General features: G+C 43.4%; 24 protein-coding genes. 10 read left to right on the plus strand and 14 right to left on the minus strand.

The window, feature by feature from the left end; translation table 11 throughout:
• Positions 1-15: 15 nt before the first annotated feature.
• Positions 16-969 carry an endonuclease/exonuclease/phosphatase family protein gene (locus DBX26_RS16315; RefSeq protein ID WP_118119995.1) on the minus strand — a complete coding sequence of 318 codons (954 nt, stop codon included), beginning with the start codon at positions 967-969 and terminating at the stop codon, positions 16-18.
• Positions 970-1,161: 192 nt separating this feature from the next.
• Here DBX26_RS16315 and DBX26_RS16320 point away from each other — a divergent pair, with 192 nt between their 5' ends.
• Positions 1,162-1,683 carry an RNA-binding S4 domain-containing protein gene (locus DBX26_RS16320; protein ID WP_020334935.1) on the plus strand — a complete coding sequence of 174 codons (522 nt, stop codon included), beginning with the start codon at positions 1,162-1,164 and terminating at the stop codon, positions 1,681-1,683.
• A 64-nt stretch (positions 1,684-1,747) separates the two neighbouring features.
• Here DBX26_RS16320 and DBX26_RS16325 read toward each other — a convergent pair whose 3' ends face one another.
• The 6 genes from DBX26_RS16325 to DBX26_RS16350 form a co-directional block, all read right to left on the minus strand.
• Positions 1,748-2,668, minus strand: a complete 921-nt coding sequence (locus DBX26_RS16325; RefSeq protein ID WP_118119997.1) for an amino acid ABC transporter permease — start codon at positions 2,666-2,668, stop codon at positions 1,748-1,750.
• A 76-nt stretch (positions 2,669-2,744) separates the two neighbouring features.
• Positions 2,745-3,563 carry a transporter substrate-binding domain-containing protein gene (locus DBX26_RS16330; RefSeq protein WP_020334933.1) on the minus strand — a complete coding sequence of 273 codons (819 nt, stop codon included), beginning with the start codon at positions 3,561-3,563 and terminating at the stop codon, positions 2,745-2,747.
• Between the two features lie 9 nt (positions 3,564-3,572).
• Positions 3,573-4,370: an amino acid ABC transporter permease gene (locus DBX26_RS16335; protein WP_065301197.1), complete on the minus strand. Its 798-nt coding sequence runs from the start codon at positions 4,368-4,370 to the stop codon at positions 3,573-3,575.
• Complete coding sequence (locus DBX26_RS16340) at positions 4,370-5,104, minus strand: amino acid ABC transporter ATP-binding protein (RefSeq protein WP_118119999.1); 735 nt, start codon at positions 5,102-5,104, stop codon at positions 4,370-4,372. The genes DBX26_RS16335 and DBX26_RS16340 overlap by 1 nt, the downstream gene beginning before the upstream one ends.
• Before the next feature lie 131 nt (positions 5,105-5,235).
• A complete protein-coding gene (locus tag DBX26_RS16345) occupies positions 5,236-5,895 on the minus strand; it encodes a lysoplasmalogenase (RefSeq protein ID WP_014234285.1) in 660 nt (219 codons plus the stop codon).
• Positions 5,896-6,188: 293 nt separating this feature from the next.
• On the minus strand, positions 6,189-7,337 hold the full coding sequence (locus DBX26_RS16350) for an iron-containing alcohol dehydrogenase (protein WP_118120001.1): 1,149 nt from the start codon (positions 7,335-7,337) through the stop codon (positions 6,189-6,191).
• Between the two features lie 206 nt (positions 7,338-7,543).
• On the opposite strand from DBX26_RS16350, the gene DBX26_RS16355 reads away from it, so the two are divergent.
• Both DBX26_RS16355 and DBX26_RS16360 read left to right on the plus strand, forming a co-directional pair.
• Positions 7,544-8,425 carry an AraC family transcriptional regulator gene (locus tag DBX26_RS16355; RefSeq protein WP_118120003.1) on the plus strand — a complete coding sequence of 294 codons (882 nt, stop codon included), beginning with the start codon at positions 7,544-7,546 and terminating at the stop codon, positions 8,423-8,425.
• Between the two features lie 276 nt (positions 8,426-8,701).
• Complete coding sequence (locus DBX26_RS16360; protein ID WP_118120005.1) at positions 8,702-11,869, plus strand: glycosyl hydrolase family 18 protein; 3,168 nt, start codon at positions 8,702-8,704, stop codon at positions 11,867-11,869.
• A 79-nt stretch (positions 11,870-11,948) separates the two neighbouring features.
• Here DBX26_RS16360 and glgC read toward each other — a convergent pair whose 3' ends face one another.
• The 4 genes from glgC to DBX26_RS16380 form a co-directional block, all read right to left on the minus strand.
• On the minus strand, positions 11,949-13,163 hold the full coding sequence (gene glgC, locus DBX26_RS16365) for a glucose-1-phosphate adenylyltransferase (protein ID WP_020334926.1): 1,215 nt from the start codon (positions 13,161-13,163) through the stop codon (positions 11,949-11,951).
• A 359-nt stretch (positions 13,164-13,522) separates the two neighbouring features.
• On the minus strand, positions 13,523-15,271 hold the full coding sequence (locus DBX26_RS16370; RefSeq protein WP_118120007.1) for a formate--tetrahydrofolate ligase: 1,749 nt from the start codon (positions 15,269-15,271) through the stop codon (positions 13,523-13,525).
• Positions 15,272-15,492: 221 nt separating this feature from the next.
• On the minus strand, positions 15,493-16,797 hold the full coding sequence (locus tag DBX26_RS16375) for an inosine/guanosine kinase (protein ID WP_014234279.1): 1,305 nt from the start codon (positions 16,795-16,797) through the stop codon (positions 15,493-15,495).
• Between the two features lie 130 nt (positions 16,798-16,927).
• On the minus strand, positions 16,928-17,401 hold the full coding sequence (locus DBX26_RS16380) for a CreA family protein (protein ID WP_014234278.1): 474 nt from the start codon (positions 17,399-17,401) through the stop codon (positions 16,928-16,930).
• 260 nt (positions 17,402-17,661) lie between these two features.
• Here DBX26_RS16380 and DBX26_RS16385 point away from each other — a divergent pair, with 260 nt between their 5' ends.
• On the plus strand, positions 17,662-18,171 hold the full coding sequence (locus DBX26_RS16385; RefSeq protein WP_118120009.1) for a flavodoxin: 510 nt from the start codon (positions 17,662-17,664) through the stop codon (positions 18,169-18,171).
• 355 nt (positions 18,172-18,526) lie between these two features.
• The gene (locus tag DBX26_RS16390; protein WP_118120010.1) at positions 18,527-19,195 is read left to right on the plus strand and encodes an HAD-IA family hydrolase; all 669 of its coding nucleotides are present in this window, start codon (positions 18,527-18,529) and stop codon (positions 19,193-19,195) included.
• Between the two features lie 452 nt (positions 19,196-19,647).
• Here the strand turns inward: DBX26_RS16390 and DBX26_RS16400 are convergent, their stop codons facing one another.
• Positions 19,648-21,078, minus strand: coding sequence for a methyl-accepting chemotaxis protein (locus tag DBX26_RS16400; RefSeq protein WP_118120014.1), 1,431 nt, complete (start codon positions 21,076-21,078; stop codon positions 19,648-19,650).
• Between the two features lie 550 nt (positions 21,079-21,628).
• On the opposite strand from DBX26_RS16400, the gene DBX26_RS16410 reads away from it, so the two are divergent.
• Together DBX26_RS16410 and DBX26_RS16415 are read left to right on the plus strand one after the other, a co-directional pair.
• Complete coding sequence (locus DBX26_RS16410; RefSeq protein ID WP_118120016.1) at positions 21,629-22,225, plus strand: ACP phosphodiesterase; 597 nt, start codon at positions 21,629-21,631, stop codon at positions 22,223-22,225.
• A gap of 67 nt (positions 22,226-22,292) precedes the next feature.
• Positions 22,293-23,546 carry a DEAD/DEAH box helicase gene (locus tag DBX26_RS16415; protein WP_162889734.1) on the plus strand — a complete coding sequence of 418 codons (1,254 nt, stop codon included), beginning with the start codon at positions 22,293-22,295 and terminating at the stop codon, positions 23,544-23,546.
• A gap of 87 nt (positions 23,547-23,633) precedes the next feature.
• Here DBX26_RS16415 and DBX26_RS16420 read toward each other — a convergent pair whose 3' ends face one another.
• Both DBX26_RS16420 and DBX26_RS16425 read right to left on the minus strand, forming a co-directional pair.
• On the minus strand, positions 23,634-24,422 hold the full coding sequence (locus DBX26_RS16420) for an EAL domain-containing protein (protein WP_065301188.1): 789 nt from the start codon (positions 24,420-24,422) through the stop codon (positions 23,634-23,636).
• A 180-nt stretch (positions 24,423-24,602) separates the two neighbouring features.
• Positions 24,603-25,235, minus strand: coding sequence for a hypothetical protein (locus tag DBX26_RS16425; protein WP_014234270.1), 633 nt, complete (start codon positions 25,233-25,235; stop codon positions 24,603-24,605).
• 207 nt (positions 25,236-25,442) lie between these two features.
• Here DBX26_RS16425 and DBX26_RS16430 point away from each other — a divergent pair, with 207 nt between their 5' ends.
• The 3 genes from DBX26_RS16430 to DBX26_RS16440 all read left to right on the plus strand — a co-directional run bounded on the left by DBX26_RS16430 (position 25,443) and on the right by DBX26_RS16440 (position 26,960).
• Positions 25,443-25,685 carry a DUF2164 domain-containing protein gene (locus DBX26_RS16430; RefSeq protein ID WP_014234269.1) on the plus strand — a complete coding sequence of 81 codons (243 nt, stop codon included), beginning with the start codon at positions 25,443-25,445 and terminating at the stop codon, positions 25,683-25,685.
• 169 nt (positions 25,686-25,854) lie between these two features.
• Positions 25,855-26,394, plus strand: coding sequence for a cytochrome b (locus DBX26_RS16435; RefSeq protein WP_118120020.1), 540 nt, complete (start codon positions 25,855-25,857; stop codon positions 26,392-26,394).
• Positions 26,391-26,960: a YceI family protein gene (locus tag DBX26_RS16440; RefSeq protein WP_014234267.1), complete on the plus strand. Its 570-nt coding sequence runs from the start codon at positions 26,391-26,393 to the stop codon at positions 26,958-26,960. Before DBX26_RS16435 ends, DBX26_RS16440 begins: the two co-directional genes overlap by 4 nt.
• Positions 26,961-26,973: the final 13 nt, after the last annotated feature.

A 26,973-nucleotide genomic window follows, 5' to 3' on the forward strand; every position in this document is an offset into this window, starting at 1 on the left:
TAATTGATTTGCTAACTACAATTTAACCTCTACCGTCAGTGCGACAAATGCATGGTCGCTGGCGTACTTATCCCTCTCAAAAGAGGGATTAACCAAATGCTGATCTAACACTTGATAGTCAACCACGTCGGCGACTGAGACATCAGAATGTTCATCAAACTCTTGTGACAGCAGTATGTAGTCGAGCACATTGCCTTTAGAAAAATGATAGTGGGTTGCAGGGCGATCGTTGAGCGTCGGTGACACTTGTAAATCCCACCCATCTCTGATTTGCAACTCAGTGACGCTGTCACTAAAAATTTCAGTTAATACGCTGTTTACGCCGTTGTTTGTGATGGGTTGGTTCATATCACCCATTAAAACCGTTGGCATCGGTGCGTTTTTGTATTGATTCTGCATTGAATCTCGAAGCATGGCGGCTTCCCATCCCCGTTGCTGTGTTGATAACCAGCGCGCAAGGACACGGCTTGTGTCTTCAGCGTTATTTGAATCTGCAGGACGTTGCGACTTCAAATGAACAACGTAGACCGCGATATGACCAAGTGTCGGATGCACAATCTGCGCGTAAATTGGCTTACGGCTAAATTCTGGTGAAGCATTCATCTCAAATGGGATGAGAGAGCTTCGATCAAACGTGACGGGTTGAACTTGTTCTATCGGAAAGCGAGAAGCGATCGCGACTACCGGATGGGTGTAAATGTATTCGTCTTCTACTTGAGGTGTATCGACAGTGGCAAAGTAGGGGTACCCAATGCTTTTAAAAAATGACTTCGTTTCTTCGATACTGAACACTTCTTGCAAGCCAATGATGTCAGGTTCGAGTTTTTCAATTTGATTTTGCGTCCAGGCAAGCTTTCCTTGCCATTGTTCATGAGAATAAATGTTCTCAAAGTCGTAATAGGCATTAGGTGGAGCAATAAAATTAAATAGGTTCGCCGTAACAAAAGTTATCTGGCTTGGTCTGGACAAAATGCGTTCTCGTTTTACAAATTATCTGGACAGTATATACATAAGACTTTGTCTGTTGCAGGTTTAATCCGCGAAGTTAACACAAACAGCACGTTAAAATTTAGTCTGTGACTCCTGCAAAATTACGCTGAGGTATCTATTTCCCGGCAATCCGTTTAAACTCCCGATCAACAAGTTAAATGAGTAAACGACATGACCCAAGACTACGAACGCGAAGCCTATTTAGATAACGAAGAGTTAGAAGGCGAAGAGATAGAAATCGAAGCGATAGGTATCGAAGTTGATGCCCACCCAATCGAGTTGTATAAGCTTTTCAAAATCGCAAACTTGGTAAGTGGTGGCGGTGAAGCGAAGCACATCATTGATGAAGGTTATGTCGCAGTCAACGGTGAGCTTGAAACGAGAAAGCGCCGCAAAATGTACGATGGCGATTTTTTCGAGTTCAATCAAGAGTACTACGTTGTTGTTTGCGACGCGCCAGTCACGGAACCTGAAGCGAAAGAAGCAAAGCCTAAGCAAGCTCCGCAAAAGCAGCAAAGTAAACCTCAGCCTTCGTCAAACAAGCCAAAAGCGGCAAGCAAGCCGAATAAATCGAATCAGAATAAAGGCAATAAGGCGACTAAACCGAAAAATAGCAAGAAAGCCGCTACGGAAAACAAGCCAAAACCAAGCCGCGATCCGAAAAGCGGACGTAACTCTATCGATTTCTTCTGATAAGGTTTCGATGATGATGACAAGCGCCGACATTACGTTCGGCGCTTTTTCGTTGTGTGTTTGATTAGTAAGAATATGACTTTGATTTTTTCTCTACATAGCGAAAAAACAGCGAAAGCCCAAAGCAGACGATGAAGTAGGTAAAACCTACGAACAACCAAATCTCAAATATATAACCTGACGAATTCGCCATCTCAGTTCCAACAAACGTCATCTCCTGGATAGAAATAAGAGAGACAATTGAGGTGTCTTTGACTAACGAGATGGTTTGACCGGCGAGTGCAGGGGTGATTGCTTTAAGCACTTGCGGGGCGATGACAAAGCGGTATTTTATCCAGCGTGACAGGCCCAAAGAGTCTGCGGCTTCCCATTGACCTTGTTCGATACTCTGCAAGCCCGCACGAACGACTTCCGCGATGTATGCCGATGAGAGTAATCCAACACAAAGTACGCCAGATGCGAGATTTTCCCACAGCTGTGCGGGACCAAATAAAAAGTGTTGGAGTGAATTAGGCTCACCTTGATAGTTGCGTAAGAGCGAATCTAAACCAAGCAGCGGGATCAATTGGTTAGAAATAAAAAAGTAGAAGATAAATACAAACACTAAAGGTGGAATATTTCTAACTAGCTGGATAAACGCGTTGGCTGGCGTGCGTAGCCAAACAGCATTTGAGAAGCGAGCCAATCCAAGCAGCGTTCCCAGCACTAATGCAAAGGTAAGGCCCCAAAGGCTCAGCCTTAGTGTAGAGATCAAACCCTGAAAAAAGTAAGGGAGACTGCCATCAGCTCTTGGGGTAAAGAGTAGATTGAATGCTTCCGACCAGTGCCAAATGTAGTTGATACCAATGGTTGAGCGATAGTAGAGCCAGAAACCGACGATTGCACAAATAGCCACTAACACCACGTCGAGCAAGTGAAAGCGTGCCAATATCGAACCTGATCGAGTTTTGCCTGGTGCCAGTCGAGTGCTCGTTTGTCCGCTCAAATTTATTGTCTCCAATTCTTTTTTATTTTTAGACCGAGGCTCGTTTCATAGTGAGCCTCGTTTCAGCCATGCAAAGTTATTGACCTTGTGCGACTTGATCCTGCCAATCTAGTGTTGAGAACCAGTACTCATAACGTTCTTTCAACCAACCATCTTGAGTACGTGCTTCTATCCATTTATTAAAGAAGGCTTTCTTATCGTCTTCACCTAAGCGGACAGCAAAGGCTTCGTTTCCTTTTGAAAGACGCTCAGAAAATGGCAGGAATAACTTGTCGCTGTGCTTAACGGTTTCGTGCTCAGGTTTAGGGCTTGAGGCGATTACCGCGTGAGCGTTACCATTTAGTACTTCCTGAAACGCCTGTGCATCATCATCAAACTGCAAAAGCTTTGCTTTAGGGAAATTTTCTCGTGCAACTTGAACGGTAAATGCTCCGCGACGAACCGCGATATTGACTCGGCGAGAGTCAAAGTCAGACAGCTGAGTAAAACCAGACGCGAGCTCTTTGTTTGCCGCTACCTGTACGCCAGAGTGGGAATACGGTTCAGTAAATAACACGCTTTTTGAGCGCTCAGGTGTGATTGACATACCACCGATAATGACATCAAACTTTTTAGCAAGAAGTGCGGGGATGATGCCATCCCAGGCAGTAGGGACAAACTCGACGTTCAAATCAGAATCGGCAGCCAGTCGTTTTGCTACGTCAATTTCAAAGCCGATGAGCTCCCCTTGTTTATTGCGCATTGCCCAAGGTACGAAAGTCGACATGCCAACGCGTAGCGTTCCTCTTTCTTTGATTTGATCTAAATTTGCAGTTGTAGATTCTTCACTTGCTAACGAAGGTAAAGAGAGAGCAAGCCCCAATATCGCAGTGATGGTCGCTTTGAATAACGTCATGTTATCTCCTTATAATTTGCGCCAACTGGCTCCTAATTTGTGTTCCAGCAACGCGGATAGGCCGGATAATGAGAGTGTGAGAGCAAGGTAAATCGCTGCCACGGTAAACCAAATTTCAAACGGCATTGCCGTCTCTGAGACAATATTTCTCGCTTCGGTTGTGAGGTCGAAAATAGCCATCACGCTGACGATGGAAGAGTTTTTTATCAGCGACACCACTTCGTTGGTTAATGGCGGCAATGTACGTTGCAGTACCTGAGGCAAGATAACGTCTTTATAACTATAGAATGATGAAAGGCCGAGCGTCTTTGCTGCTTCAAACTGGCCTTTGGGAATACTGTTTAACCCCGCACGGAAGATCTCTGCGGTGTAAGCGCCTTGAAAAAGTGATAGCGCTAAAACGGCGGTGCTAAATCTGTCTAGCCCGATAACCGGGCCAAACACAAAGTAAAGCAGATAGATTTGAACTAATAATGGTGTGTTACGGATCAGCTCAACGTATGCGCTGCCAATGACATTCCCGATTTTTGAATCACTTAGCCGGAGTAGCGCTGTGACTAAACCGAAGACTAAAGTGAAAAACAGACTGATGGCTGAGATTTTTAGTGTGACAACTAGACCGCTGATCAGCTCTGCAGACCACCATTCACCGTCTTCATAAAACGCGATGTAATCCGGCACGCGATCCCATTGCCACTCATAACCCATGGCTTGTGCGCCGGAGTCGAGTACCCAGACAATTGCAACAAACAGAATCACCATTTGCATGAGCGCTTGTAATGCTGGTTTAAATACTCGTCGTATCATCAATAACTTAAAATCTGGTTTAGAAACGCACGCGTTCTCGGGTGCTGAGGGCTATTAAATAAGGCCGCAGGGGAGTTGATTTCTACGATTTCGCCTTCATCCATAAACACGACTCGGTTTGCTACTTTTTTAGCAAATCCCATTTCGTGAGTCACACAAATCATGGTCACGCCGGTTTGCGCAAGCTCTACCATTACATCAAGCACCTCGTTGATCATTTCGGGATCTAGTGCTGAGGTTGGCTCATCAAATAATAGCAGGTCTGGTTCCATACAAAGGGAGCGTGCAATCGCAACTCTTTGTTGTTGCCCTCCTGACAATTGAATTGGGTACTTCTCTGCTTGCTCTTCAATATCGACACGTTTGAGATAGTGACGTGCGCGCTGTTCCGCTTGTTGTTTTGAAAGTTTTAGTGTTCGCATGGGCGCGAGCATAAGGTTTTCGAGTACGGTCAGATGTGGAAAAAGGTGAAAGTGCTGAAACACCATGCCTATTTTTCCTGGCTTGATCCCTTTGTTGCGTGCGGGTTGTCCAAAAACGTAAAGCTGACCCTCTTGTATCGACTCTAAGTCGTTAATACAGCGAATAAGCGTTGATTTCCCTGACCCTGACGGTCCACACACAACAACGATTTCACCTGAGTGGACAGAAAAGTTGATATCTTTGAGAGCGTGGTAATCACCATACCATTTGTTTACGTTGTTAAACTCAACGACGGGAGTAGTCTCTTTCAAAAGTTCACGCTTTTAGGGTAACGATGACTTAAACATAGCAAGTCATGAGCTTGATTTCAGTTAGTGTGAACACATATTTGAATAAGAATGGAACGAAAGGGCTTTCTACACACTGCGTCTAACAATGCCGATTATGCATTGATAACGGTTAGATAAGGGGTACGAATCACAATGGCGATTACCGACATCGTAATAAGAGTTTGCGCTGAGTAATAGGTCACCATGACTACCTGACGGGAAAAAATGGATTGACCGTCAAAGCGTCCGAACGCCAATACCATTCCGGAAATAACGAAGAGTAAACATCCCAATATAGCAAAGGATGAAGATTGAGTCTGACCACTTAAATAGTATTCCAGTGCCATCCAACTCATCGCCATCAAAACCAGTATATAGATTGCTACGGGTAATTTCTGTTTTCCCAGACTCGGTCTAAAAAACATATAAATACAACCACCTAAACCAAAGATGGCGATGGGTAACCAGGGTGTGATATGCCAAGCGGAGATGAGTGCAAAACTAAAACAGTAGGATAAATGGGCTAAGCAGAATGCACTGAATCCTAGCAGTGACTTGTTTCTGTGTGACATAAGCAAAATGTCTCCAAACAGGGAGAGCGACAGACCTAATAAAATCCATTGGGTGTAGGGTAGATGGGTAGCTTCGGATGTGATCAAAATGCCAATCATTAAGAGAAGCGGGAGCGGTTTTGATGCGTAAAACAGCCACTTCGGACCGTTACGAATACTCATAATATGCAAGGACGCCAATACGACAACGACTAGCCACATAGATTGTTCTCTTGAATAGACAAACTAAGCAGCATGGTGCTATCGCTCGAGCAAGATATCCAAGTAGGACACTAACTCTTTCATATTTTTGTTTACGCTAAGCTGCCGCTTTAAAATTAAATTATTTTTAGTATTTTCGAGCTCTTAAGGAGTATTGCTTTTATTAACGTTACATTTAGCCTTAAAAGCCTAGATATCAAAACTCATATTTTTAAAGCGTAGCATAAAAAACGGTATTGTGACTTTGTATGCACAATACCGTAACGCTATATCAGTCGGTGTGAAAAACGCTCTTACGCGATGGCTAAATCAAGAATTTCGCGGCTAGTAGCAAGGTCAATGGCCTGGTTTTCACCAAGGACAGTCATTCCGTGTTTTTCTAATTGCTCGATAACCGTATCAATTGCCTGCTGACGGTTATCACCGTAATTTTCAAGTTTGGTTGCAACACCTAATTGGTGATAAAAATCTTCAATCAACTGAACAGTGCGCTCAGCAAGATCATCACTCGCTTCTAACGCAAATACATTTCGGCCCATTTGTTCTAGCTTCGCTCGCTTGAACTTCATTTGGTTGCGAAGTAGAGATGGTTGAATGATCGCAAGTGATCGCGCGTGATCGACGCCCCAAACTGCAGTCAATTCGTGACCGATCATGTGTGTCGCCCAATCGTGAGGCACACCGCTACCAATGAGACCGTTCAGCGCCTGATTCGCTGACCACATAAGGTTTGCTCGCCATTTGTCATCATCGCGCTCGGCAAATTGTTCACCTAGTGCTTTTAGCGTTTTTAGCAAGGTCTCTGCGTACCCGTCTTGTACCATTGCACCCGTTGGTAACGTTAAGTACTGTTCACAAACGTGTACCCAAGCATCCACAATACCGTTGATTAACTGGCGTTCTGGCAGTGTTTTCATCACATCTGGGTCAAGAACGGCAAATTTTGGTTGTACCGCCGGTGACATGAACGGAAGTTTATCTTGAGTTTCTGCTTTGGTGATAACAGCACCCATGTTGGATTCAGAGCCCGTTGCAGGTAGTGTTAAAATCGCTGCTAACGGTAGCGCTTCTTCCACTTGATGTTGACCAATCAGGATATCCCAACCGTCACCATCATATTTAGACGCTGCTGCCACGTACTTCGAACCATCAATAACAGAACCACCACCCACGGCAAGAATAAAGTCGACGTTTTGTGCTTTTACAATCTCTACGGCTTTGTCTAGCGTTTCTTTGGTCGGGTTTGGCTCTACGCCAGAGAACTCTAACCACTCATGGCCTTGTAGCGCATCCGCTACTTGATCATAAACACCATTCTTCTTGATAGAACCACCACCGTATATGACCAGTACTTTTTGGTCTGCAGGGATGGCTTCTTTAATTGAAGCGATTTGGTTCTGACCAAAGTAAATTTTGGTCGGGTTGACATAAGAAAAGTTCATTACAGGCCTCTTGTTTCTTTGTTGAGGAGATTGAATACGTGCATATTAGTACTGTGTGGTGGGAAGTAGTAGGCTCATTTCTGGAAATAACTTGCCTATTTCTACAAAATTAATCGTTGCCTGATAGAATATATTGCTTAAGTGAGTGTATATTACTCAATATCACCGCAAAATGAGAAAAGTATGGTTACTTGTGGAGGTTTTGGATGAGTTCATTAGCGGAAATTATGAAGCAGTATGTTGATCAGCATGATTTACATGAACTGGAAGGGATCAAACGAACCGCGATTGAAGGGGTATGGTTTTATCGCAGTAGTAAGGGAAACAACCGGCAGCCTTTTGTTTATCAATCTGGGATCATTGTTTTAGGCCAAGGACACAAAAACATCCATATAGGTTCGACACCTGTTCAATATGGTCCAGATGACTATCTTGTCGTTGGTGTACCGATGCCATTGGAGTGTGAAGCGTTTGCATCCAACGACGAGCCATTGTTGGGAATCTCAATTGACATCTCACCAGCGCTACTGAACAAACTCGTCAAAAAACTAGAAGCTCAAAATTACAGTAATACCTGCTCAGATAGCTCTCTATGTGGACTTAAATCCGTCAAAATGAACTCGAGTATGCTGGATGCGTGTAAAAGATTGATGAGTGCACTTTGCAATGAGCTGGACGTGGCAATTTTAGGTGATCTTCTACTCGAGGAAATCGTGTATCGCACCTTAGTCAGCAAGGAAGGGTATGTGTTATTTGAGCTCGCGCATCAGGAGGGCTCCTATGCAAGGGTGGCAAAAGCGCTAACCCGTGTTCATCAGGCATACCATGAACAACTCAACGTACAGACGCTCGCGGAAGAAGCGAACATGAGTATTTCTGCATTTCATCAGGCATTTCGTAGCGTGACGCTTGAATCTCCTCTGCAATACATCAAAAAAGTGCGACTTAATAAAGCTCGTGACTTAATTCAATTAGAAGGACGGAGAGTGAATGATGCGGCTCGACTGGTGGGTTACAGCAGTCCGTCCCAGTTCAGTCGTGAGTACAAGCGCCACTTTAATGAAACGCCAAGAGCAACAAAGTCTTAGTGATCTTGAGTCAAAAATTATAACTTTTTTCGCCTGTTTTATTAATTTGCGACGGACTTATTTATTTGAGCTAAAAAATTAGCGATTGCTGCCAAGTAATTGATACATATTTGCAACATTGTAGTGGATTGTTGAGAAGTGACACCGAAAATTGATCACAGTGAGAGGTGATTTTTAAAAACTGTACTTAAGTTATTTTACTTCGAAATAAAAGTGTAAATGCGTGCTACAAGCACGTTTGTTTATTTTTTAACAATAACTTAAGGAAAAGGGAAAATGCACCTTAAAAACGGGAAAGCAGTGAAAAGTGTTTTTACGCTTAGTACGCTGACGGCTTCTTGTCTCATGGCTTTCAACAGTTATGCTGCCGTTGATTGCTCTCCATTGGAGGTTTGGGAGTCATCAACAATTTATACAGGTGGTGAGCAGGTTAAGTTCGAAGGTAATGGATACGAAGCGCGCCATTGGACACAGAATAATAACCCTTCACAGTCTGGTGAGTGGGGGGAATGGGAAAACTTGGGGGCTTGTGAAAATACAGACCAGGTTGAACCACCACAAAACACCGCCCCAACGATTGCCTTGACTTCACCTTCTGCGTCAGACACCGTTTTCGTAGGGGAAGTTGTAACTTTATCTGCTGATGCGGCAGACTCAGACGGCACAATAAGTAAAGTAGAATTCCTTGTCGATGGTGTCATTGTTGGACAGTCCAATTCAGCGCCTTTCTCAGCCTCTTGGACTGCCACAGAAGGGCAACATAATTTCTCCACATTGGCATATGATGATGCTGGTGCGGTGAGTTCAGCAAGCAGTGTCACCCTCACTGTTCAAAATTCTCAAGCGAGTAACGAAGCACCAACCGTTGATCTCACGCTTTCAACATCCTCAATAGAGCTAGGTGGTAGTGTAACGTTGACTGCTAATGCAGCCGATACCGATGGTACCGTGACTAAAGTCGATTTTTACATTGCAGGCGTATTAGCAGGAACCGCGACAAGTGCACCATACTCTTTAGACGTTACTCCTTCACAATCGGGTTCTCTGGCCGTCTATGCAAAAGCGACAGATGATGTTGGTGCCGCTACAGATTCTTCATTACTCACTCTGACTGTGGATGGTGGCTCAGTGGGATCTAACTGTCGTCCTGATGGGTTATACCAAACTTCTGGTGTCGACGTTCCATATTGTACGATCTACGACGAAGAAGGGCGTGAGAAGATGGGCGCAGATCATCCTCGTCGTGTGATTGGTTACTTCACCAGTTGGCGTAGTGGTGATGACCCACAGTCTACGTATCTTGTAAAAGACATTCCATGGGAGCAATTAACTCATATTAACTACGCGTTCGTCAGTATTGGCTCTGATGGCAAGGTTAATGTGGGTGATGTCAATGATCCAGCCAACCCTGCAACCGGAAAAACGTGGCCTGGTGTAGAAGTCGATCCTACTTTGGGTTTCCAAGGTCACTTTGGTGCACTGGCAACCTATAAGCAAAAACATGATGTTAAGACGTTAATCTCAATCGGTGGTTGGGCAGAAACCGGTGGCCATTTTGATACCACTGGTGAGCGTGTTGCAGACGGTGGTTTCTACACTATGACAACCAATGCTGACGGCTCAGTTAATCACGCAGGCATTGAAAAGTTTGCGTCGTCTGCTGTGGAAATGATGCGTAAGTATAAATTCGATGGATTGGATATTGATTACGAATACCCAACATCGATGGCTGGCGCTGGCAACCCTTATGATACAGATTTTATGGAGCCAAGACGTGCGTACCTTTGGGCCTCTTACCAAGAGTTGATGAAAGTACTGCGCGAGAAGTTAGATGCGGCTTCGGCTCAGGATGGTGTTCATTACATGTTGACCATTGCCGCACCGTCATCAGGCTACTTACTGCGCGGCATGGAAACGTTCGACGTAACTAAGTATCTGGACTACGTAAACATTATGTCGTACGACTTACATGGAGCCTGGAACGACCATGTCGGTCACAACGCTGCACTGTTTGATACCGGGAAAGACTCGGAGCTTGCTCAGTGGAATGTGTATGGTACGGCAGCTTATGGTGGCATCGGTTACCTGAACACGGATTGGGCTTACCATTACTTCCGTGGATCTATGCCAGCAGGCCGGATTAACATTGGTGTTCCTTACTACACTCGTGGCTGGCAAGGCGTCACTGGCGGTGAAAATGGTTTATGGGGCCGTGCTGCGCTACCTAACCAGTCTGAATGTGCGGCAGGTACAGGCGAAGGTGAAAGCAACAATTGTGGTCATGGTGCGATGGGTATTGACAACATGTGGCATGATCTAGACCCAGCCGGAAACGAAATGGGGGCCGGTTCTAACCCTATGTGGCATGCGAAGAACTTGGAGAAAGGTATCTGGGGTTCTTATGCTGAGGCATACGGTCTTGATCCTGTAAATGATCCTACTGACCAGCTCGTCGGCACGTACACTCGTCATTATGATGACGTAGCGGTAGCCCCGTGGTTGTGGAATGCAGATAAGAGTGTATTCCTGTCTACGGAAGATAAAGCATCCATCGAAGTTAAAGCGGACTACGTTATCGACAAAGAGATCGGTGGCATTATGTTCTGGGAACTGGCAGGTGACTACAACTGTTATCTACTTGATGAAAACGGTAACCGAACTTCTGTCGATGCAACCGAGCAGGCGTGTGCAGCAGGGAATGGTGAATATCACATGGGTAACACCATGACAAAAGCCATTTACGACAAGTTTAAATCCGCAACACCATACGGTAAAAAAGTTGCTACGGGTGCGCTTCCGACAGAAGCCGTCGATATCACAGTAAGCGTTGGCGGCTTTAAAGTTGGTGACCAAAACTACCCAATTAACCCTAAAATTACCTTTACCAACAATACTGGCCAAGCTATTCCCGGAGGTACCGAGTTCCAGTTTGATGTTCCTGTTTCCGCACCGGACAATGCGAAAGGCCAGTCTGGTGGTGGTTTGAAAGTTATCGCTTCTGGCCATACTCGTGCAAACAACATTGGCGGTTTGGATGGCGTAATGCATCGTGTCTCTTTCTCACTACCTACGTGGGAAGAACTTCCTGCAGGCGGAACCTATGAGTTAGACATGGTTTATTACCTGCCAATTTCGGGGCCAGCGAACTATACGGTTATTTCCGGCGGTAAAGAGTTTGCGTTTAAATTCGAGCAGCCAGACTTGCCAATTGGTGATTTAACCTCGGGCACGGGTGGGGATGGCGGTACGACAGAGCCAGGAACTTGTGACACTGCCGGTCTGGTAACATACCCAGACCTTCCTCAAACGGATTGGGCTGGTAATCCAAGCCATGCTAATCAAGGTGATAAGGTGATTTACGACGGTGTGGTATACCAAGCAAACTGGTGGACGTCTTCTGTGCCGGGAAGTGATGGTAGCTGGTCTACGGTATGTAATATCTAAGATTTTATCTGACAACTAACACAAAAGCGCACGATATCAATCGTGCGCTTTTTTTGACTAAGCAGAAAGAGTCGATGAATTAAAACGTATAACTTTCAGGAACAACGACAATCCCTTTCTCTGAAATTCGGAACCTTTTCGCGTCTTCTACTTTATTTAGTCCAATTTGAGTGTTCGGTGGGATTCGAACGTGCTTGTCGATGATGCAGTTAACTAGCTGGCAACCTTCACCAACTTCAACATCATCAAAAAGAATGCTGTCTACGACGGTCGCGCTGTCTTTTATGCGAACGTTGGAGGAAATAATGGAGTGCTGGACTGAGCCACCAGAATTGACCACACCATTGGCAATGATAGAGTTGATGAAAATGCCTTCATTACCTGTTGCGGATGATACTGTTCGTGCTGGTGGAAATTGTGGCTCATAAGTACGAATGGCCCAGTTCGACTGGTATAAGTTCATTGGCGGAACGGGTTCTAATAAGTCCATATTGGCTTCAAAGAACGAGTCAATCGTACCAACATCTCGCCAGTAGCAGTCCTTATCAACACGTCCTTTGCTGCCGCAAAACTTGTAAGCGTATACCGATTCTGAATCAATTAATTTCGGAATGATGTCTTTACCAAAGTCATGGCTTGAGTTTTCATTATTTGCATCTTCGCGAAGCGCTTCTTTAAGTACGTCCATATCAAAAATGTAAATGCCCATAGACGCAAGACTCTTAGAAGGATCTTCAGGCAGCGTAGGCGGATTTGATGGTTTTTCTATAAAGGACTTAACCAGCCCATTTTCCGCAGTACCAATCACGCCAAACGCCGTCGCTTCTTCTACTGGTACATCCATACAAGCGACGGTAAGTTTAGCGCCTTTCTCTTTGTGCTCTTCCAGCATGGCCGCGTAATCCATTCGGTAGATGTGGTCGCCAGATAATACAACAACGTATTTTGCATCATTTCGGGACAACAACCACAAGTTGTGATAGATGGCGTCTGCGGTACCTTCATACCATGCACCACCTTTGCGCATTTGAGGAGGGACGGCGGTGATGTATTCACCAAGCTCTGGGTTAAAGATCGACCAACCATCACGAAGGTGCTTCTGTAGCGAATGAGACTTGTATTGTGTTAGGACTAAGATTTTTCTTAAACCTGAATTTAGACAGTTAGTTAGAGTGAAGTCGATGATGCGATATTTACCACCAAATGGTACAGCCGGCTTGGCGCGGTCATCAGTCAGTGGGCTAAGTCTGGAGCCCACACCTCCAGCTAAAATTACGGCGAGTGCGTCTTGCATAATGTTCCCTTTCCCTTGTAATACATGACCCAAAATAGTGCTGAACCGGGGAGAGTTGGTTCCAAGCAAACGGCATTTTGAATGACAGGTATTAGTGTGTTTATGTTCTAATGCAACTTTAGTACAAGAATCGAGCCATAGAATAAATTTTTATAAATCAATAAGATTAATTTAAACACAGACAAATAATGCCCTATTTTAGGGAAGGGTAAAAATAGTGTGCACCATATTGATGCACTTGAAAGAGTGTTTAAAAGTATGAAGAATTTACAATGTAAAGTAATGCCGAAACAATGAGATAGAGAGCGATATACGCTCTCTATAATGAGGTTTAATTTAAATGACAGGACGTAGTGTTGTTATGACAAACCAATAATGTTGCCTTCCTCATCTAAATCCAAGTTCATAAATGCAGGTTTGTCCGGAAGCCCTGGCATCGTCATCACACTGCCTGATAGTGCATAAATGAACCCTGCGCCAGCGCATAAACGTAATTCACGTATTGGAACCGTAAATCCACGTGGAGCCCCTTTGACGCTGGAGTCGGTAGTGATAGAAAGTGGTGTTTTTGCAATACACACAGCGAGGTCATTAAAACCTAAAGCTTCAAACCTCTTAAGCTGTGAAATGCTCAGTTCACTCAATTCGACATTTGACGCGCCATACCCAGCTTCACAAACTGACATTAATTTCTCTTCCAGCTTTTGTTCTTTTGTATAAATCGGGCGGAAATCTGTTTGAGTATTACATGCTTCTACCACAAATTGAGCGAGCTCTACGGTACCTTCACCACCGTTTGAGAAAGCGGTACTGATGGCCACATTGACACTTGGGTCATAGTCACGAATCATCTGACGCAGTACGGATAGTTCCTGTTCGCAGTCTTGCGGAAACTGGTTGATCGCGACAACGGCAGGAAGACCGTATTTCTTAACGTTATTGATATGCCACTTCAGGTTTTCAAATCCGGCTTCTAGCGCTGGCTTATCAGGATTAAATATCGATTCAGGAATAGCAGCACCCGGACGAAGATCATAATGCCCCGAATTCGCTTTTAGGCCACGTAAGGTGGCAACAATCACCACACAATCAGGAGCGTGGTTTGAGGCTGCTGCTTTTATATTGCATGCTTTCTCCAGCCCCATATCCGAGCCAAAACCGGCTTCAGTTACAGTGTAACTAGAAAGTTTTAGTGCAATTTCATCAGCGATGATAGAAGAGTTGCCGTGAGCAATATTCGCAAAGGGACCAGCGTGAATAAGAGTAGGGACACCTTCTAAAGTCTGCATTAGTGTAGGCGCAATGGCTTCTTTCAACGTTACAGCCATAGCCCCCGCCACTTGAAGGTCTTCAGTCGTCACCGGATGGCCATCTAAATCATAAGCAACAACAATTCGTCCGATTCGTTTACGCAGGTCTGCTAAATCTTTGGCGAGTGCAATGATTGCCATGAGTTCTGATGCGGCAGAAATGTCGAAACCTTCACTTCTGTCGATGCCATTAATGGTTTTACCTGGCTCGTTTAGACCAATTTTTACCATGCGTAGTGCGCGATCATTATGATCCATTACGCGCTTCCACGTGATACTGTCGACATCTATTTTTAACGCTTTTAAACCAGTACGTGCTTCGAATGCGTCGTAGCCTTCACGTTGCTCGTGGTATAGACGAGCATCTAGCGCGGCTGATGCAAGGTTATGAGCAGCGGTAACGGCGTGAATATCGCCAGTTAAATGTAAGTTTAACTCTTCCATCGGTGCGACTTGAGAGTAACCACCGCCGGCCGCACCACCTTTGATTCCGAATACTGGTCCCATTGAAGGCTGTCTGATGCAGGCCATCACGGATTGGTTTAACTTTGCTAACCCTTGTGCAAGGCCGATAGTTGTGACCGTCTTACCTTCGCCGAGTGGCGTTGGTGTTATGGCCGTGACTAATACTAATTTACCGTCTTTGTTTTCTTTGAGACGGTTTAAACATCTTGGATGAACTTTGGCTTTGTGTTTGCCGTGCGTATCATATTCATCAGGCTGTAAACCTGCATTCGCGGCAATAGTATCGATTGAGGATAGAGGGGTGTTTCGGCAAATTTCAATGTCGGACTGCATGGATGCTCCCAAAGTGACTAAACCGTAGTGCATAAAGCGAAGGCATTGCTGTTACGCAATCGTTTGCGCGAGAATAATACTGGTAAAAAAACAACTGTAAAGAATTTAATGCGAATCTTTGCGGTGCATATTAGCAAAAACAACTAAACACTGCTCTAGATCAAAACAAAAAGGCCACCAAAAGGTGACCTAAGTGAATTTTTACACTGAAAATCAGGCTATTAGCGATCCCAGTATGCCTCTTCTAAACTGTCTTCGCGTTCAGGAAGTGCACGAGACAGGCGAGGAGAGTGCTGTGTTAATACTTCATAGCTCACTCGGTTTGCGTATTTACAAATTTGGGAAAGCGAAGAGTATGTTAAGCAGCGTACTTCGTGCTTTTCTGAACCTGGCACTTCTTTCTGGTGGAATGAGTTTGCTGCCATATCATGCAGAAGTGCGGAAAGTGCTGCATCGCCAGCACCATTGGTATTCTTAATTTCCAGAGGTCCGCCTAAGTATGGGCCAATGTGAGAGTACACTTTCATCGCATTTTTACAGTCAGATTTGCGCATTGCTCGGCTAAATTCGTATTGATTGAATTCACCAATGCTGCTTTCCAAAATGTCATGCGTGGTTTCACGCTTCACTGTTTCGTCAGTGTAGCCCGCCATGTACAATCCATTTGGACCTGCGGTGCACAGAACTAGGTCGACCCAATCAAGCGTTTTGTCGGCTGCTGCTAGTGGATCGGTTAATCCAGTTAGAGCCGCGCCTTCTTCTTCATTCATAGCAACTACAGATACATTCTCACGAATGTATTCCTGCCACCATTCAGCGTTGCCTTCGATCACGTATTTCGTCCCTAAAGTAAGTACAACCGGAACATCGTGCTTTTTAGCAAAATCGATCGCTTTCTGTACCGCTTGTGGCATTGGATCTTCTTTTTTGCCACGCATTAGATAAGAAGAGACGACCAAAGCGGATGCCTTGCTGAATACTTCTTCTGGGATACTTTCTGGTAGAAGTTGGTTCATGTGACCTTCGTTTATCGCAAAGGTACGCTCGCCATCTTGAGAAATAAGGGTATAGCATCGACCAATAGGGCCATCTACTGTTTGTAGATGATTAAGGTTCATGCGAGAAGAAGTCTTACATAGGTATCGGTATGCAAATGAACCTACTTGAATGTTTCTAGACATGACACCCAATAGCACTGATTTACTGTCTGCAAGTACTGAGTAGTTGTGCAGCGTATTACCAATGGTATCTCCAGGATATTGGTGCGTAATCAGGCCTTGTTCAACCAGCTCTTCGTACAGTGCATCGGCTTTGTTCTCTTCAAGAACGAGAGAGTGTCCTTTACTTAAGTTGTACTTCTCTAAAAACGCATCGTCTACACGCGCTTCGATATCGACGATGGTTTGGCCTACACCGACAATCGTTGGACGATATAACTTTGGTGTTTGTCGAATTTGGTTAACGATTGGATCACGAGCGTGAGTTGGAAAGTAGTGTTTAGATTTACGCTGGCCAGGAAACTTCATGCTTGTTCTTGAGTGAGAAAAAAAGAGGCGGGATTGTATCACATAAAAATGAAATTAAACTGGTTTTGTTGCAAGAAAACTTGCCCACCAACACATTATGGTGGGCTTTCGAAGGATAATTGAGGAGGTATTAATTGGTTTTTGCTTGTGTCGGCTCGACGTAAGCTTTTGTTCCCCAGAGTGGCACAGTTGATAGACTGTGTTTGAAGCTCCCTGACGTCTCCTTTGTAGAGTATGAAAGGTACATCAGCGTTTGATTTTCTGGGTCATAAATGCGTCGAATCTTCATCGACTTAAAGAAGATACTCTTTGACTTCTTAAAGACGACATCACCAGATTTACTCTTATCAATCCTGGCTAGCATTTCAGGTGTGATTTCACCGGTTTGGCGACAAGAGATAGAGCTATCACTTGGGTCAGCAAGACTGAAATCCGCTTCAATACTGGCAACGTGACAAGTCACCCCCGGTACTTCGGGATCGACAAGCGTATTGAGTTTGATGTCTTTCATAGTAAACATGCCCAGTGATACATCACCAACTTCATCACTACCACAGCCGGCAAGCAGGGTTAGTAAGCTTAAAGCAAGTATGCGTTTTTTCATTATTTTGGCCTTCATGAGAAAAGTTTGTGGATTTAATCTATCAGACGTTAGCGAGTAAAACAAAATTTGGCGTTACCTCAGGACTTTAGCTAGGTTTGTTATAGGCTTCATGCTAAGGTACAGCCTCAAAACGAAGCTACGCGATACGACTTTTAAGTTCAGAGGTATCCCACACGGATTTTGTTGTCGGTACAAGACGCAATTTGCTTTCGCTTTTGACTTGCTACTACTTTGTAGCCTGTGATTGTTAAGGTATGTAAATGAATGAAATACAGTTAGCCAGCATAGAGCGCAAGAACGCGTGGCTGCATGATCTGGTCGAAGTCGAGTTTCCTACACCCGAAAGTTTGAAAGGGCGAGACATCTACTTTCAAACGCTAAAACAGCAACAATACCAAATCGTTGATAAAGACTCGTTGTTGGCCGGTGAGGCGGAGTGCAAAATTGACGATATATTCCTCGTAGATTTCCATCGATTGACCATTATGTTTTCACTTCTTCAATCGCAGCGCTGGGATAAGCAATACGATAAAGACATGGTGGTTGAATACCTGACTCAAATCATTTTGACACCAGATTTTGAACTGTATGTCGGTTTTAAAGACGGAAGTCCTATTGGCGCTGCTATCACTAGCCATTTTGAAGGCAATACACTCATTTCAGATGTCGCTGTTTCTGATGTAATAGAGAAAAGCCAATTTGAGTCTGATCTAGCGAAGCGATTAGATAACGAAGCAAAACTTTGTGAGACAGTAATTATCGAGCGTTAACACATTCATCGCCATCTCTATAACGCGGCATCGCTAACCCTTTAATAACTGACGAAACTTTGCAATCAAGTGCCAAATTCTAACGTTATACGTGTTGCTGCGTTCGAACATTTTCCCCCTTCTCTACAGCTCTGGTCATTGGCTCTCGCAATATATTGAACATCCTATTAAAAAGTTCACACTTTTAACGGTAACTAGATAGAAATCGGTGATCTTGATTTAAAAAAAGATAATTGTTCGAATTCATTTTTGCGAAATGCAGAGTTCATCGTTTAAACAATCCTAAACTCAAATATTATTGTTCTACAAAACAAAATAAGCTCAGCAATATTTTTAACGTGTTTGGGGGAAGGTAATGGCAATTAATAATGTTAAGTGCGTGATTTTTGATTGTGATGGAACACTGGTCGATAGTGAGCGTTTGTGTTGTCAGGCTTTAGTTCATGTATTCAACCAGTACGGTGCTGAACTCACTATCGATGAATGCGTGTCTCACTTCAAAGGTGGCAAACTCGCCGACATTTTAAGAGATACCAAAGCGTTAATGAATATTAATGTGCCGATTGACGTACTCGAACCCGAATATCGCCAGGAACTACATAAGCTTTTCGTCCGTCACTTACAACCTATGGATGGTGCCAAACAACTGCTGAGCTTTTTTGATTCGCATAACATTGAATATTGCGTCGCATCTAATGGTCCGAAAGACAAAATAGAATATGCTCTGGAACTGACAGGGTTACTGGATTCTTTTAAAGGCAAAGTGTTTTCCGCGTTCGATGCAAATAGCTGGAAGCCTGAGCCTGATTTGCTGATGTACTCAGCAATGAATATGGGATTTTTACCCAGCGATTGTCTCTATATAGATGACACGCCTAAAGGTGTAGAAGCTGGAATAAATGCTGGTATCAAAACAGTGCATCTATTTAATGGTGAAGACATTAACCGTGTCGACGACGAACGCGTAATAAAAATTCAGCATTTTGATGAATTAAAAGAGCAGTTGTTATGCTGCTCTATATAAGACATACATCGTAATCAAACCAGTAGTTAGTGACATATGCGACTTAAGCTGTGGATGTGTTTAACTTTGGATTGTAAGTAAGGCGTTTGATGTAAACATTGGATTGAAGAAAAGCTTTTCGTATGAAAACCGCAAGCCGCGCAAGTGAACTTTTCGCCATCCGCAGAAATTAAATATTCATCGCATTGGCATAGTGGACAGGTAAGGTTTTCGTTATTGTTTGTATCTTTGTAATTATTCATATTGTTTTTCCAGCAGCAAATGGAATCTACATGTTCAAGCATAGCGGAACACAATCTTGATGAACATTCTTTCATCAGGTACTAATTGAACTTTCGATTCACTTCAAATATTTCAATTAGGTCGACAGTTTGTAAATGTTGGGTTAACAAAATCGAAATGAAAATAAGCCAGATAAACACACTGGGCTCTTTTTAGGAGCCCAGTCATTATTACTTGGTACGATAACGAAGAAGTACCTCTCCCAAATCAACAGACGCTTTGGTTAAATTCGCAACCCCAATTGTTGACTGTTGCGCCACTTCTCTAATCGTGCTGGATTGTGAGCGAATGTCTGTGAGCTCCGATGCAATGTCGTTGGCGACAGCACTTTGCTCTTCTGCTGAAGTAGAAATTTGGATACTCATGTCCATTAATGAACGCGCTGAATCAGCAATTGAAGATATGTCATGACCAATTTCATCAATTAGTTGGCTACTGGTTTGCGCCTGTTTAACTGTACGTTCAGTGATAGATGCGATGTTTTGGCTTTCAGTATGCAGCTTCTCTATCATTGCCTGAATCTCTACAGTAGCTTGCTGCGTGCGGCTGGCTAGTGTGCGTACTTCATCCGCGACAACGGCAAAACCACGGCCCTGTTCACCCGCTCGAGCGGCTTCGATAGCTGCATTAAGCGCAAGTAGATTAGTTTGTTCAGAAATCGCATTAATGGTTGTGATTACCTCATTAATTTGCGTTGTGTTCTCATTTAAATGGGTAACAGAATTCGCTGCTTGCTCAATGAAAGAAGATAAGGTTTCTATCTCGCCAATAACATTTTGTACGCGGCCACGACTTTGTTCAATTTTGTGCGCATCCTGATCGGATTGTGAGGTCGCTTGTTGCGAAATACTTGAAACTTCTTTTGCAGAAGCCGTCATTTCTTCCATCGCGGTCGCGACAGAATCGAGCGTTTGATACTGATGAGATATCTGAGTTTCGCTCAATAGCATGTCTTTTTCGAAAGCTGAAGACGTTTCACTTAACGTGTACGCGTTATTTTTAACACTATTAACTAGCTCCGTCAGCGTATCCATTGATTTATCGAGTGCGCAACCAATGGTACCGAATTCGTCTCGGCCCGGATGAAAGCCTAAGCGAGACGTCAGATCACCTTCACCAATTTTTTGAGTCGTAGTGTAAAGCACCCAAAGTGCACCTCCGATGAAAGTGGCAACCCAGTAACAGAACAAGGCAAATGGAAGAACCCAAATAAAGCTAAGTAGCAGCGAGGTTAGGGCATTAGACTTAACTTGTTGATATTCTTTACTTCTATCTTCGGTTAATTTAATCACTTCCCCGTTGTCAGTGTGTGAATAAACAGTGACAGACCCGTCTATGAATAGACTCTGCTGTTGGCTATTGGCTTCTGTGATGCCATCGACTTGATAGATATTGCTTGGTTTTACGTCGATGATCGCCGAAAGTTTCGCCTGTGCAGAAATGATTGCTTGATGTTCAAACTGGTTGATTTCGTTGTAGTAACGGCTCCCTGCAACCGAAGTTAGAGCAAGCAGAAACAGTAGGAAGATAACCCAGACTTTGTCATTTATAGACATCTTAATAAAGAGTCGATCTATAGTTCTAAACTCAACTTCTCTCATTTAACACTCCGTTTGAGATATAAGGTATTTCATCTCGTTATCGTCAGTGTTGAGGAAAACATGAGAGCCAAATCATTAAAAAATGTAATGTCTATAACGTTAATTTAATTATATGTGACATAAGTCAACTTATATGGCGGCGCTAGACATTGGCTTTGAGTCATTTGTCCGTTAAAAACAAGTAGTGAGCTGCGAGCTTACCGATATGCAAACGATTACCTTTGATGTTGCTCATAGGAAATTAAATCTTTACTTTTCGCTGTCATGAATGTGTCATATAAAGATTATAAAAAGGATTCACTGACATAGATTGTCAGTAGGAAGAAGCAAGTACGCTTCAAAATAAAACAAAGGAGGTCACAATGAGCGACCAATACCAAAACGATGAGAACCTAGAGCTACTAGATGCAATGGAAATTGGCATCATCTTGTCGGATTACTTTGGCTCAGAAAACGAATCTGAGTAGAGTGTCACTTAATTATCAACGTAGTGCTCAAGACGTTATACTAAGTTCATGTTACATCAAGCCTAACGGCAATATGGCGTCTAATGAACTTTCTTGCCCATCTACACATCGCAGATCACTGTAACAGCCATTTATTGGGGAATTTGCTTGGAGACTTCGTGAAAGGGGATCCAAGCAAACAGTATCAAACTGATATTTCGAATGGCATCAAGCTCCATCGGTTTGTCGATCGCATAACAGACCATCATCCTATCGTTGAAGCGTGCAAGCCTCACTTTACTGGTGTTTCGCGACGCTTCGCTCCCATTGCTCTTGATATGTTTTGGGATCACTGTTTAGCTAAACAGTGGTCTGCGTTTCACCACCATTCTCTGGATAAATTTGTAAATGCTGCCTACCAGCGCGTTGACAGAGACGTTGGCGAGCAATTGCCAGAGCGTTTTCTTGTCCTACATAGCAGGATGTGGACGGGTGGATGGCTCCAGTCCTATCAGGATTTAGAAAACATCGAGTTTGCTCTGCATCGTATGTCCCAAAGAAGTCCTAGAATGTCAGATCTGACGACTACTTTCGCAGTATTAGATGAACAATATGAGACCTTAGCGGCTAAGTTTCCGCTTCTATACCACGATGTGCTTCGACAAGCCTTTGAGTTCCACCAGCAATTAATCAGTGTATAGAGTGTAAAGGTAGTATGGTCTGGAGTGCTCTGGTAAACTCTGCGCTCCAAAAATTATGAGGTTTATCATGTCCGTTAATTTTGCTGACCTTGGCATTGAACAAAATCTGGTGGAAACTCTGAGTACATTAAACATCGTGACTCCGACACCGGTGCAAGAAAAGTCGATTCCCCATGTTCTGGAAGGAAAAAACCTGCTCGCTGCTGCACAAACGGGTACTGGTAAAACGGCTGCGTTTGGACTGCCTATTATTCAAAGCGTACAGCAAGAAAAACTGAACGGAACGCCAAAAGCTCTAATTTTGGTACCTACGCGTGAACTCGCTCAACAAGTCTTCGAAAGTTTGTCTCAGTACGCGTCACAGACGGCATTACGCATTGTTTGTGTATATGGTGGTATCAGTATTGGTGTTCAGAAGAAAAAACTTGAGGATGGCGCGGACATTCTGATTGCGACACCTGGACGCTTGCTGGATCATTTGTTTAACGGCAATGTAAACATCTCAAAGACGAATACGCTTGTACTCGATGAAGCTGATCGTATGTTAGATATGGGATTTTGGCCTGATTTGCAAAGAATTCTGCGCCGCTTGCCAGATGAAAAACAGATCATGCTATTTTCCGCAACGTTTGAAAAGCGCATTAAAACCATTGCTTATAAGCTGATGGATTCTCCGGTTGAAATTGAAGTTACTCCAGCAAACACGACCGCTGAAACGGTTACACAGATCGTTTATCCCGTCGACAAGAAGCGTAAACGTGAATTACTCGCCTATTTAATTGGTTCAAAAAACTGGCAACAAGTGCTGGTGTTTACCAAAACAAAACAGGGTAGTGACGAACTGGCGAAAGAGTTAAAGCTAGATGGCATAAAAGCTGTGTCTATTAATGGTGATAAATCACAAGGCGCTCGTCAACGCGCATTGGACGAATTTAAACAGGGTAAAGTACGTGCATTGATTGCGACTGATGTTGCAGCCCGAGGGCTTGATATTCAGGAACTAGAGCAAGTAATTAACTTTGATATGCCGTTTAAAGCTGAAGATTACGTACACCGTATTGGTCGTACAGGACGAGCGGGTAATTCTGGACTTGCCGTATCCTTAATGAGCCGAGACGAAGAGTATCTGTTGCATGCGATTGAAAACTTACTGGATCAGCGATTACCACAAGAATGGCTGGCGGGTTTTGAACCTAGTTTAATCGAAGAGGTCGAGCCTGAACGTCACGGTGGTGGTGGCCGTAAAAGTCGCTCGGCAGAAAAACGAAAACTTAAAGCCAAGTTAGCTATCCATAAAAATCGTGGTAAAAACCGTCGATAACTTAGTTTTTGGTGGGTTAAGTTTATTGATGACTTAGATTCGTTGATAAACTTAAGTAATTGGTTCATTTGGTAAATATCAAATGAACTAGGCTGTTTTCGCTTGATCATAAACGGCTAACGTTTCTGGAAGTGCAAGGTAATAGCCTTGATACATATCGAAGCCGAGTTTCTTCATTAAATTAAGTTGATGCTCGGTTTCAATTCCTTCGATAACGGTTTTCGCGCGTAAGTTTTTTGCCAATAAAAGCGCACTTGTCAGTGCAGACAGGTCGCCATGTTCGTATTTAACCAGTAATGAACGGTCCATCTTAATGATGTAAGGTTGAACAGATTCAACTCGCTCTATTGTCGATGCATTAACCCCATAATCGTCTATCGCAAGCTTAAAGCCGCACTTGCTGAGTTCTTGCGTTGATTGATAAAAACAGGATTCATCGTTCGCATCCAACTCGATTAACTCCAGCACAATCTGCTCTGTTTTCAAATGAGACTGACTAATGGTTTGCTTGAGCGCCTGACAGTATGACATGTCCTGTAACATCATTTCTGCTGCTTTAGGAAGCACATTGAGGAAGAGCTTCTTATGTTGGTAGCGCGATTGGCCAAAGTTCTTTATGTGTATCAAGCGACTTAAACGTTCGACATTAAATTGGTCTGAAACCGGAATGCTTTCTGACTGGAAAAAATAGTCAGGGCGGATCATCGAGCCGTCAATATCGGTGATTCTTACCAGAGCTTCCAGACCAACAATAGAATGATCCTTTTGATAAATGGGTTGAAATACGCTTTTCAGTGTTAAATTTTTATATTTTGCGATGTACTGTCCATCTGCCTGTTTAGAAATGCAGCAAGTAAGCTGCGAGATACTCATCATTATTACAACCTAAATTAATGCTTATCATCGATGCGAGTACATCAAGCTTCATTGATTATAAGAATCTAAGCGCGCGCGACCTGATGAGGCAAGCTAGTTAGTTAGTGTTAATAAGATTTATCGAGCGGTATCAAACAAATGTATAGATAGATTGATAAGGTACGTATTCCCATCTTTAAGCTACCACTGCAATACGGCGTATAGCTGGAGATATTTTCGAACAAGTTGCTGTTTGTTTGATCGGCGTAATGGGTGGCCAAACTTGATATAGCATGGGTTGATATCAAAGCGAGAATTGAGCGATTGCGTAAGCTGCGACTCACTGGTGTATAAAGTAATACCTTGTTCAGTATATTCATTTATTGGGTCTGGTAACTCACCCATCCACCAATGCAGTAGCTCCCTGCTAGTTTTACTTCTACTTATCCAGTGATCACAAACCAGGAATAGTAAATCGTTGGGCTGTAACGCGTAGCCATATTCACTTTGCCACTCGGTTATCGAAGCAAGCATTTTTTCGCGACAAGGTTTACCCGCACTGACCATGTGATAACTCAAAACCCATACCGTGCCGATCTCTGAAGTAATGCGGTAATGGTGGGGAAGGTCGGGAGCATTAAGTACTTCAAGTGATTTAATGACACTGCTGTGGCCAAAGTGACGAAGCGTATGCTCCATCCGCCTTGAAAACGCGAGACCTAAATGATGTTCACTCATCCCTTGGTTGTGAACCGCAGGGTAGTGCTTTTCGCAGATCTTGAGGCAGTCTTCCTGAAAATCATTAACACTTTGTATTACTAAGTCGAGTAGCAAAGAAAATCCCTTAACGGTTATAAAAAACGATGAGCAAAAATTAGCATAGTCTTTTTAGCATAGACTAAGTTGAATCGGCAACTTCTTGATCTAAACATCAAAATTAGGAATTCTATCCATCAATATCTTAGATAGTCCTAGTGATTGTTGGATAGAGTAGGTTGTCGTGAGGTCGATAATTGGATGATGAAATTTAGAGAGCAGTAAATGATTAAATTAGACAGAACACAAAAAGAAACATTATCAACGGCGATTCAAGATTATATGGAAGACGAACTAAGTATTGAAATCGGTCAGTTTGATTGCGAATTTCTCATTGATTTTATCACTGAAAAGCTAGGGGCAGTGTACTACAACAAAGGAGTTGAAGATGCTAAAGCCTTATTCGAGCGCCGTATGCTAGAAGTTTCCGACGAACTTTATGAGATAGAACAGGAAGTGAAACTCTAAAATTCATGAATTCTTACATTTAACTTATTCAAAAAATTCGAACAGGTTGGTAGATGTGCTGTAATTGGCTAGATGTAAATAATGGTAAATAATCTGTTTCATATAAAGTAAATCGGTTAATGTGTTGTTTCTTATTCAATATCAACACAGAAAATTCTTGGGAATTGAGATGGATACATCCGTAAAAAACTACAACCTTCTGACCCGCGCGATGCACTGGTTATCAGCCATCGTTATTGTTGGCTTATTTGCGGTCGGCTTATGGATGGTCGATTTGAGTTACTACAGCGAGTGGTATCGTACCGCACCTCATTACCATCGCTCTATCGGTATCTTGCTTGCGATAGTTACGTTATTCCGATTCGTTTGGAAGCACATTACTGCATCTCCTAAGCCAGAAGGTAAAACTTATGAAATCATCGCAGCTAAGTTAGCGCATGGTGCGATGTATTTGTTACTTATTACCATTTTCGTAACGGGTTACCTGATTTCAACCTCGGATGGTCGAGGTATCGAAGTATTCGAGTGGTTTACCGTACCTGGCGCAGGCGAGTTGTTCCCAAATCAATCTGATTTGGCGGGTGAAATTCACTTTTACGCAGCTTGGGCTATCGTCCTAATTGCTGGTTTACATGCCGTTGCTGCACTTAAACATCACTTTATCGATAAAGACAACACATTAAGAAAAATGTTAGGAGCTTCAAAATGAAAAAGTCACTATTTGCTACAGGATTAGCGATCGCTATGGCACTTCCGTTTGGTGCGCAAGCAGCAGACTACGTTATTGATACGAAAGGGGCTCACGCTTCGATTAACTTCAAAGTAAGTCACTTGGGTTACAGCTTCATCAAAGGTCGTTTTAATACATTTTCTGGTGACTTTTCTTTTGATGAGAACAACGTTGCTGACGCTAAAGTGAATGTTGTTGTTGACACCACAAGTCTGGATTCAAACCATGCAGAGCGTGATAAGCACATCCGTAGCGGTGATTTCATCGATGCAGGTAAATTTGGTCAAGCAACGTTTACTAGTACAAAAGTAACGGATAAAGGCGACGGCAAACTTGATGTAACTGGTGATTTGACACTTCACGGTGTAACCAAGCCTATCACTATTGAAGCGGAATTCGTTGGCGCAGGTAACGACCCATGGGGTGGTGAGCGTGCTGGTTTCGTTGGTACTACTCGTCTAGAGCTAGCAGATTTTGATATCCCTGTAATGGGTTCTTCTAGCTATGTGGATATGGAACTTCATATCGAAGGCGTTAAGAAGTAATTCATTGTCACTC

The organism is Vibrio sp. dhg, assembly GCF_003443775.1.
In the GTDB taxonomy this organism is placed as follows: Bacteria; Pseudomonadota; Gammaproteobacteria; order Enterobacterales; family Vibrionaceae; genus Vibrio; species Vibrio natriegens.

What these genes read in the sequence shown, in the direction of transcription:
- DBX26_RS16385 (WP_118120009.1), top strand. Translation starts at nt 17,662, where the DNA reads ATGAATGAAATACAGTTAGCCAGCATAGAGCGCAAGAACGCGTGGCTG.
- DBX26_RS16420 (WP_065301188.1), bottom strand. Translation starts at nt 24,422, where the DNA reads ATGATGAGTATCTCGCAGCTTACTTGCTGCATTTCTAAACAGGCAGAT.
- DBX26_RS16360 (WP_118120005.1), top strand. Translation starts at nt 8,702, where the DNA reads ATGCACCTTAAAAACGGGAAAGCAGTGAAAAGTGTTTTTACGCTTAGT.
- DBX26_RS16330 (WP_020334933.1), bottom strand. Translation starts at nt 3,563, where the DNA reads ATGACGTTATTCAAAGCGACCATCACTGCGATATTGGGGCTTGCTCTC.
- DBX26_RS16435 (WP_118120020.1), top strand. Translation starts at nt 25,855, where the DNA reads ATGGATACATCCGTAAAAAACTACAACCTTCTGACCCGCGCGATGCAC.
- DBX26_RS16345 (WP_014234285.1), bottom strand. Translation starts at nt 5,895, where the DNA reads ATGTGGCTAGTCGTTGTCGTATTGGCGTCCTTGCATATTATGAGTATT.
- DBX26_RS16380 (WP_014234278.1), bottom strand. Translation starts at nt 17,401, where the DNA reads ATGAAAAAACGCATACTTGCTTTAAGCTTACTAACCCTGCTTGCCGGC.
- DBX26_RS16370 (WP_118120007.1), bottom strand. Translation starts at nt 15,271, where the DNA reads ATGCAGTCCGACATTGAAATTTGCCGAAACACCCCTCTATCCTCAATC.
- DBX26_RS16440 (WP_014234267.1), top strand. Translation starts at nt 26,391, where the DNA reads ATGAAAAAGTCACTATTTGCTACAGGATTAGCGATCGCTATGGCACTT.
- glgC (WP_020334926.1), bottom strand. Translation starts at nt 13,163, where the DNA reads ATGCAAGACGCACTCGCCGTAATTTTAGCTGGAGGTGTGGGCTCCAGA.
- DBX26_RS16355 (WP_118120003.1), top strand. Translation starts at nt 7,544, where the DNA reads ATGAGTTCATTAGCGGAAATTATGAAGCAGTATGTTGATCAGCATGAT.
- DBX26_RS16400 (WP_118120014.1), bottom strand. Translation starts at nt 21,078, where the DNA reads ATGAGAGAAGTTGAGTTTAGAACTATAGATCGACTCTTTATTAAGATG.
- DBX26_RS16430 (WP_014234269.1), top strand. Translation starts at nt 25,443, where the DNA reads ATGATTAAATTAGACAGAACACAAAAAGAAACATTATCAACGGCGATT.
- DBX26_RS16350 (WP_118120001.1), bottom strand. Translation starts at nt 7,337, where the DNA reads ATGAACTTTTCTTATGTCAACCCGACCAAAATTTACTTTGGTCAGAAC.
- DBX26_RS16390 (WP_118120010.1), top strand. Translation starts at nt 18,527, where the DNA reads ATGGCAATTAATAATGTTAAGTGCGTGATTTTTGATTGTGATGGAACA.
- DBX26_RS16320 (WP_020334935.1), top strand. Translation starts at nt 1,162, where the DNA reads ATGACCCAAGACTACGAACGCGAAGCCTATTTAGATAACGAAGAGTTA.
- DBX26_RS16375 (WP_014234279.1), bottom strand. Translation starts at nt 16,797, where the DNA reads ATGAAGTTTCCTGGCCAGCGTAAATCTAAACACTACTTTCCAACTCAC.
- DBX26_RS16410 (WP_118120016.1), top strand. Translation starts at nt 21,629, where the DNA reads ATGAACTTTCTTGCCCATCTACACATCGCAGATCACTGTAACAGCCAT.
- DBX26_RS16415 (WP_162889734.1), top strand. Translation starts at nt 22,293, where the DNA reads ATGTCCGTTAATTTTGCTGACCTTGGCATTGAACAAAATCTGGTGGAA.
- DBX26_RS16335 (WP_065301197.1), bottom strand. Translation starts at nt 4,370, where the DNA reads ATGATACGACGAGTATTTAAACCAGCATTACAAGCGCTCATGCAAATG.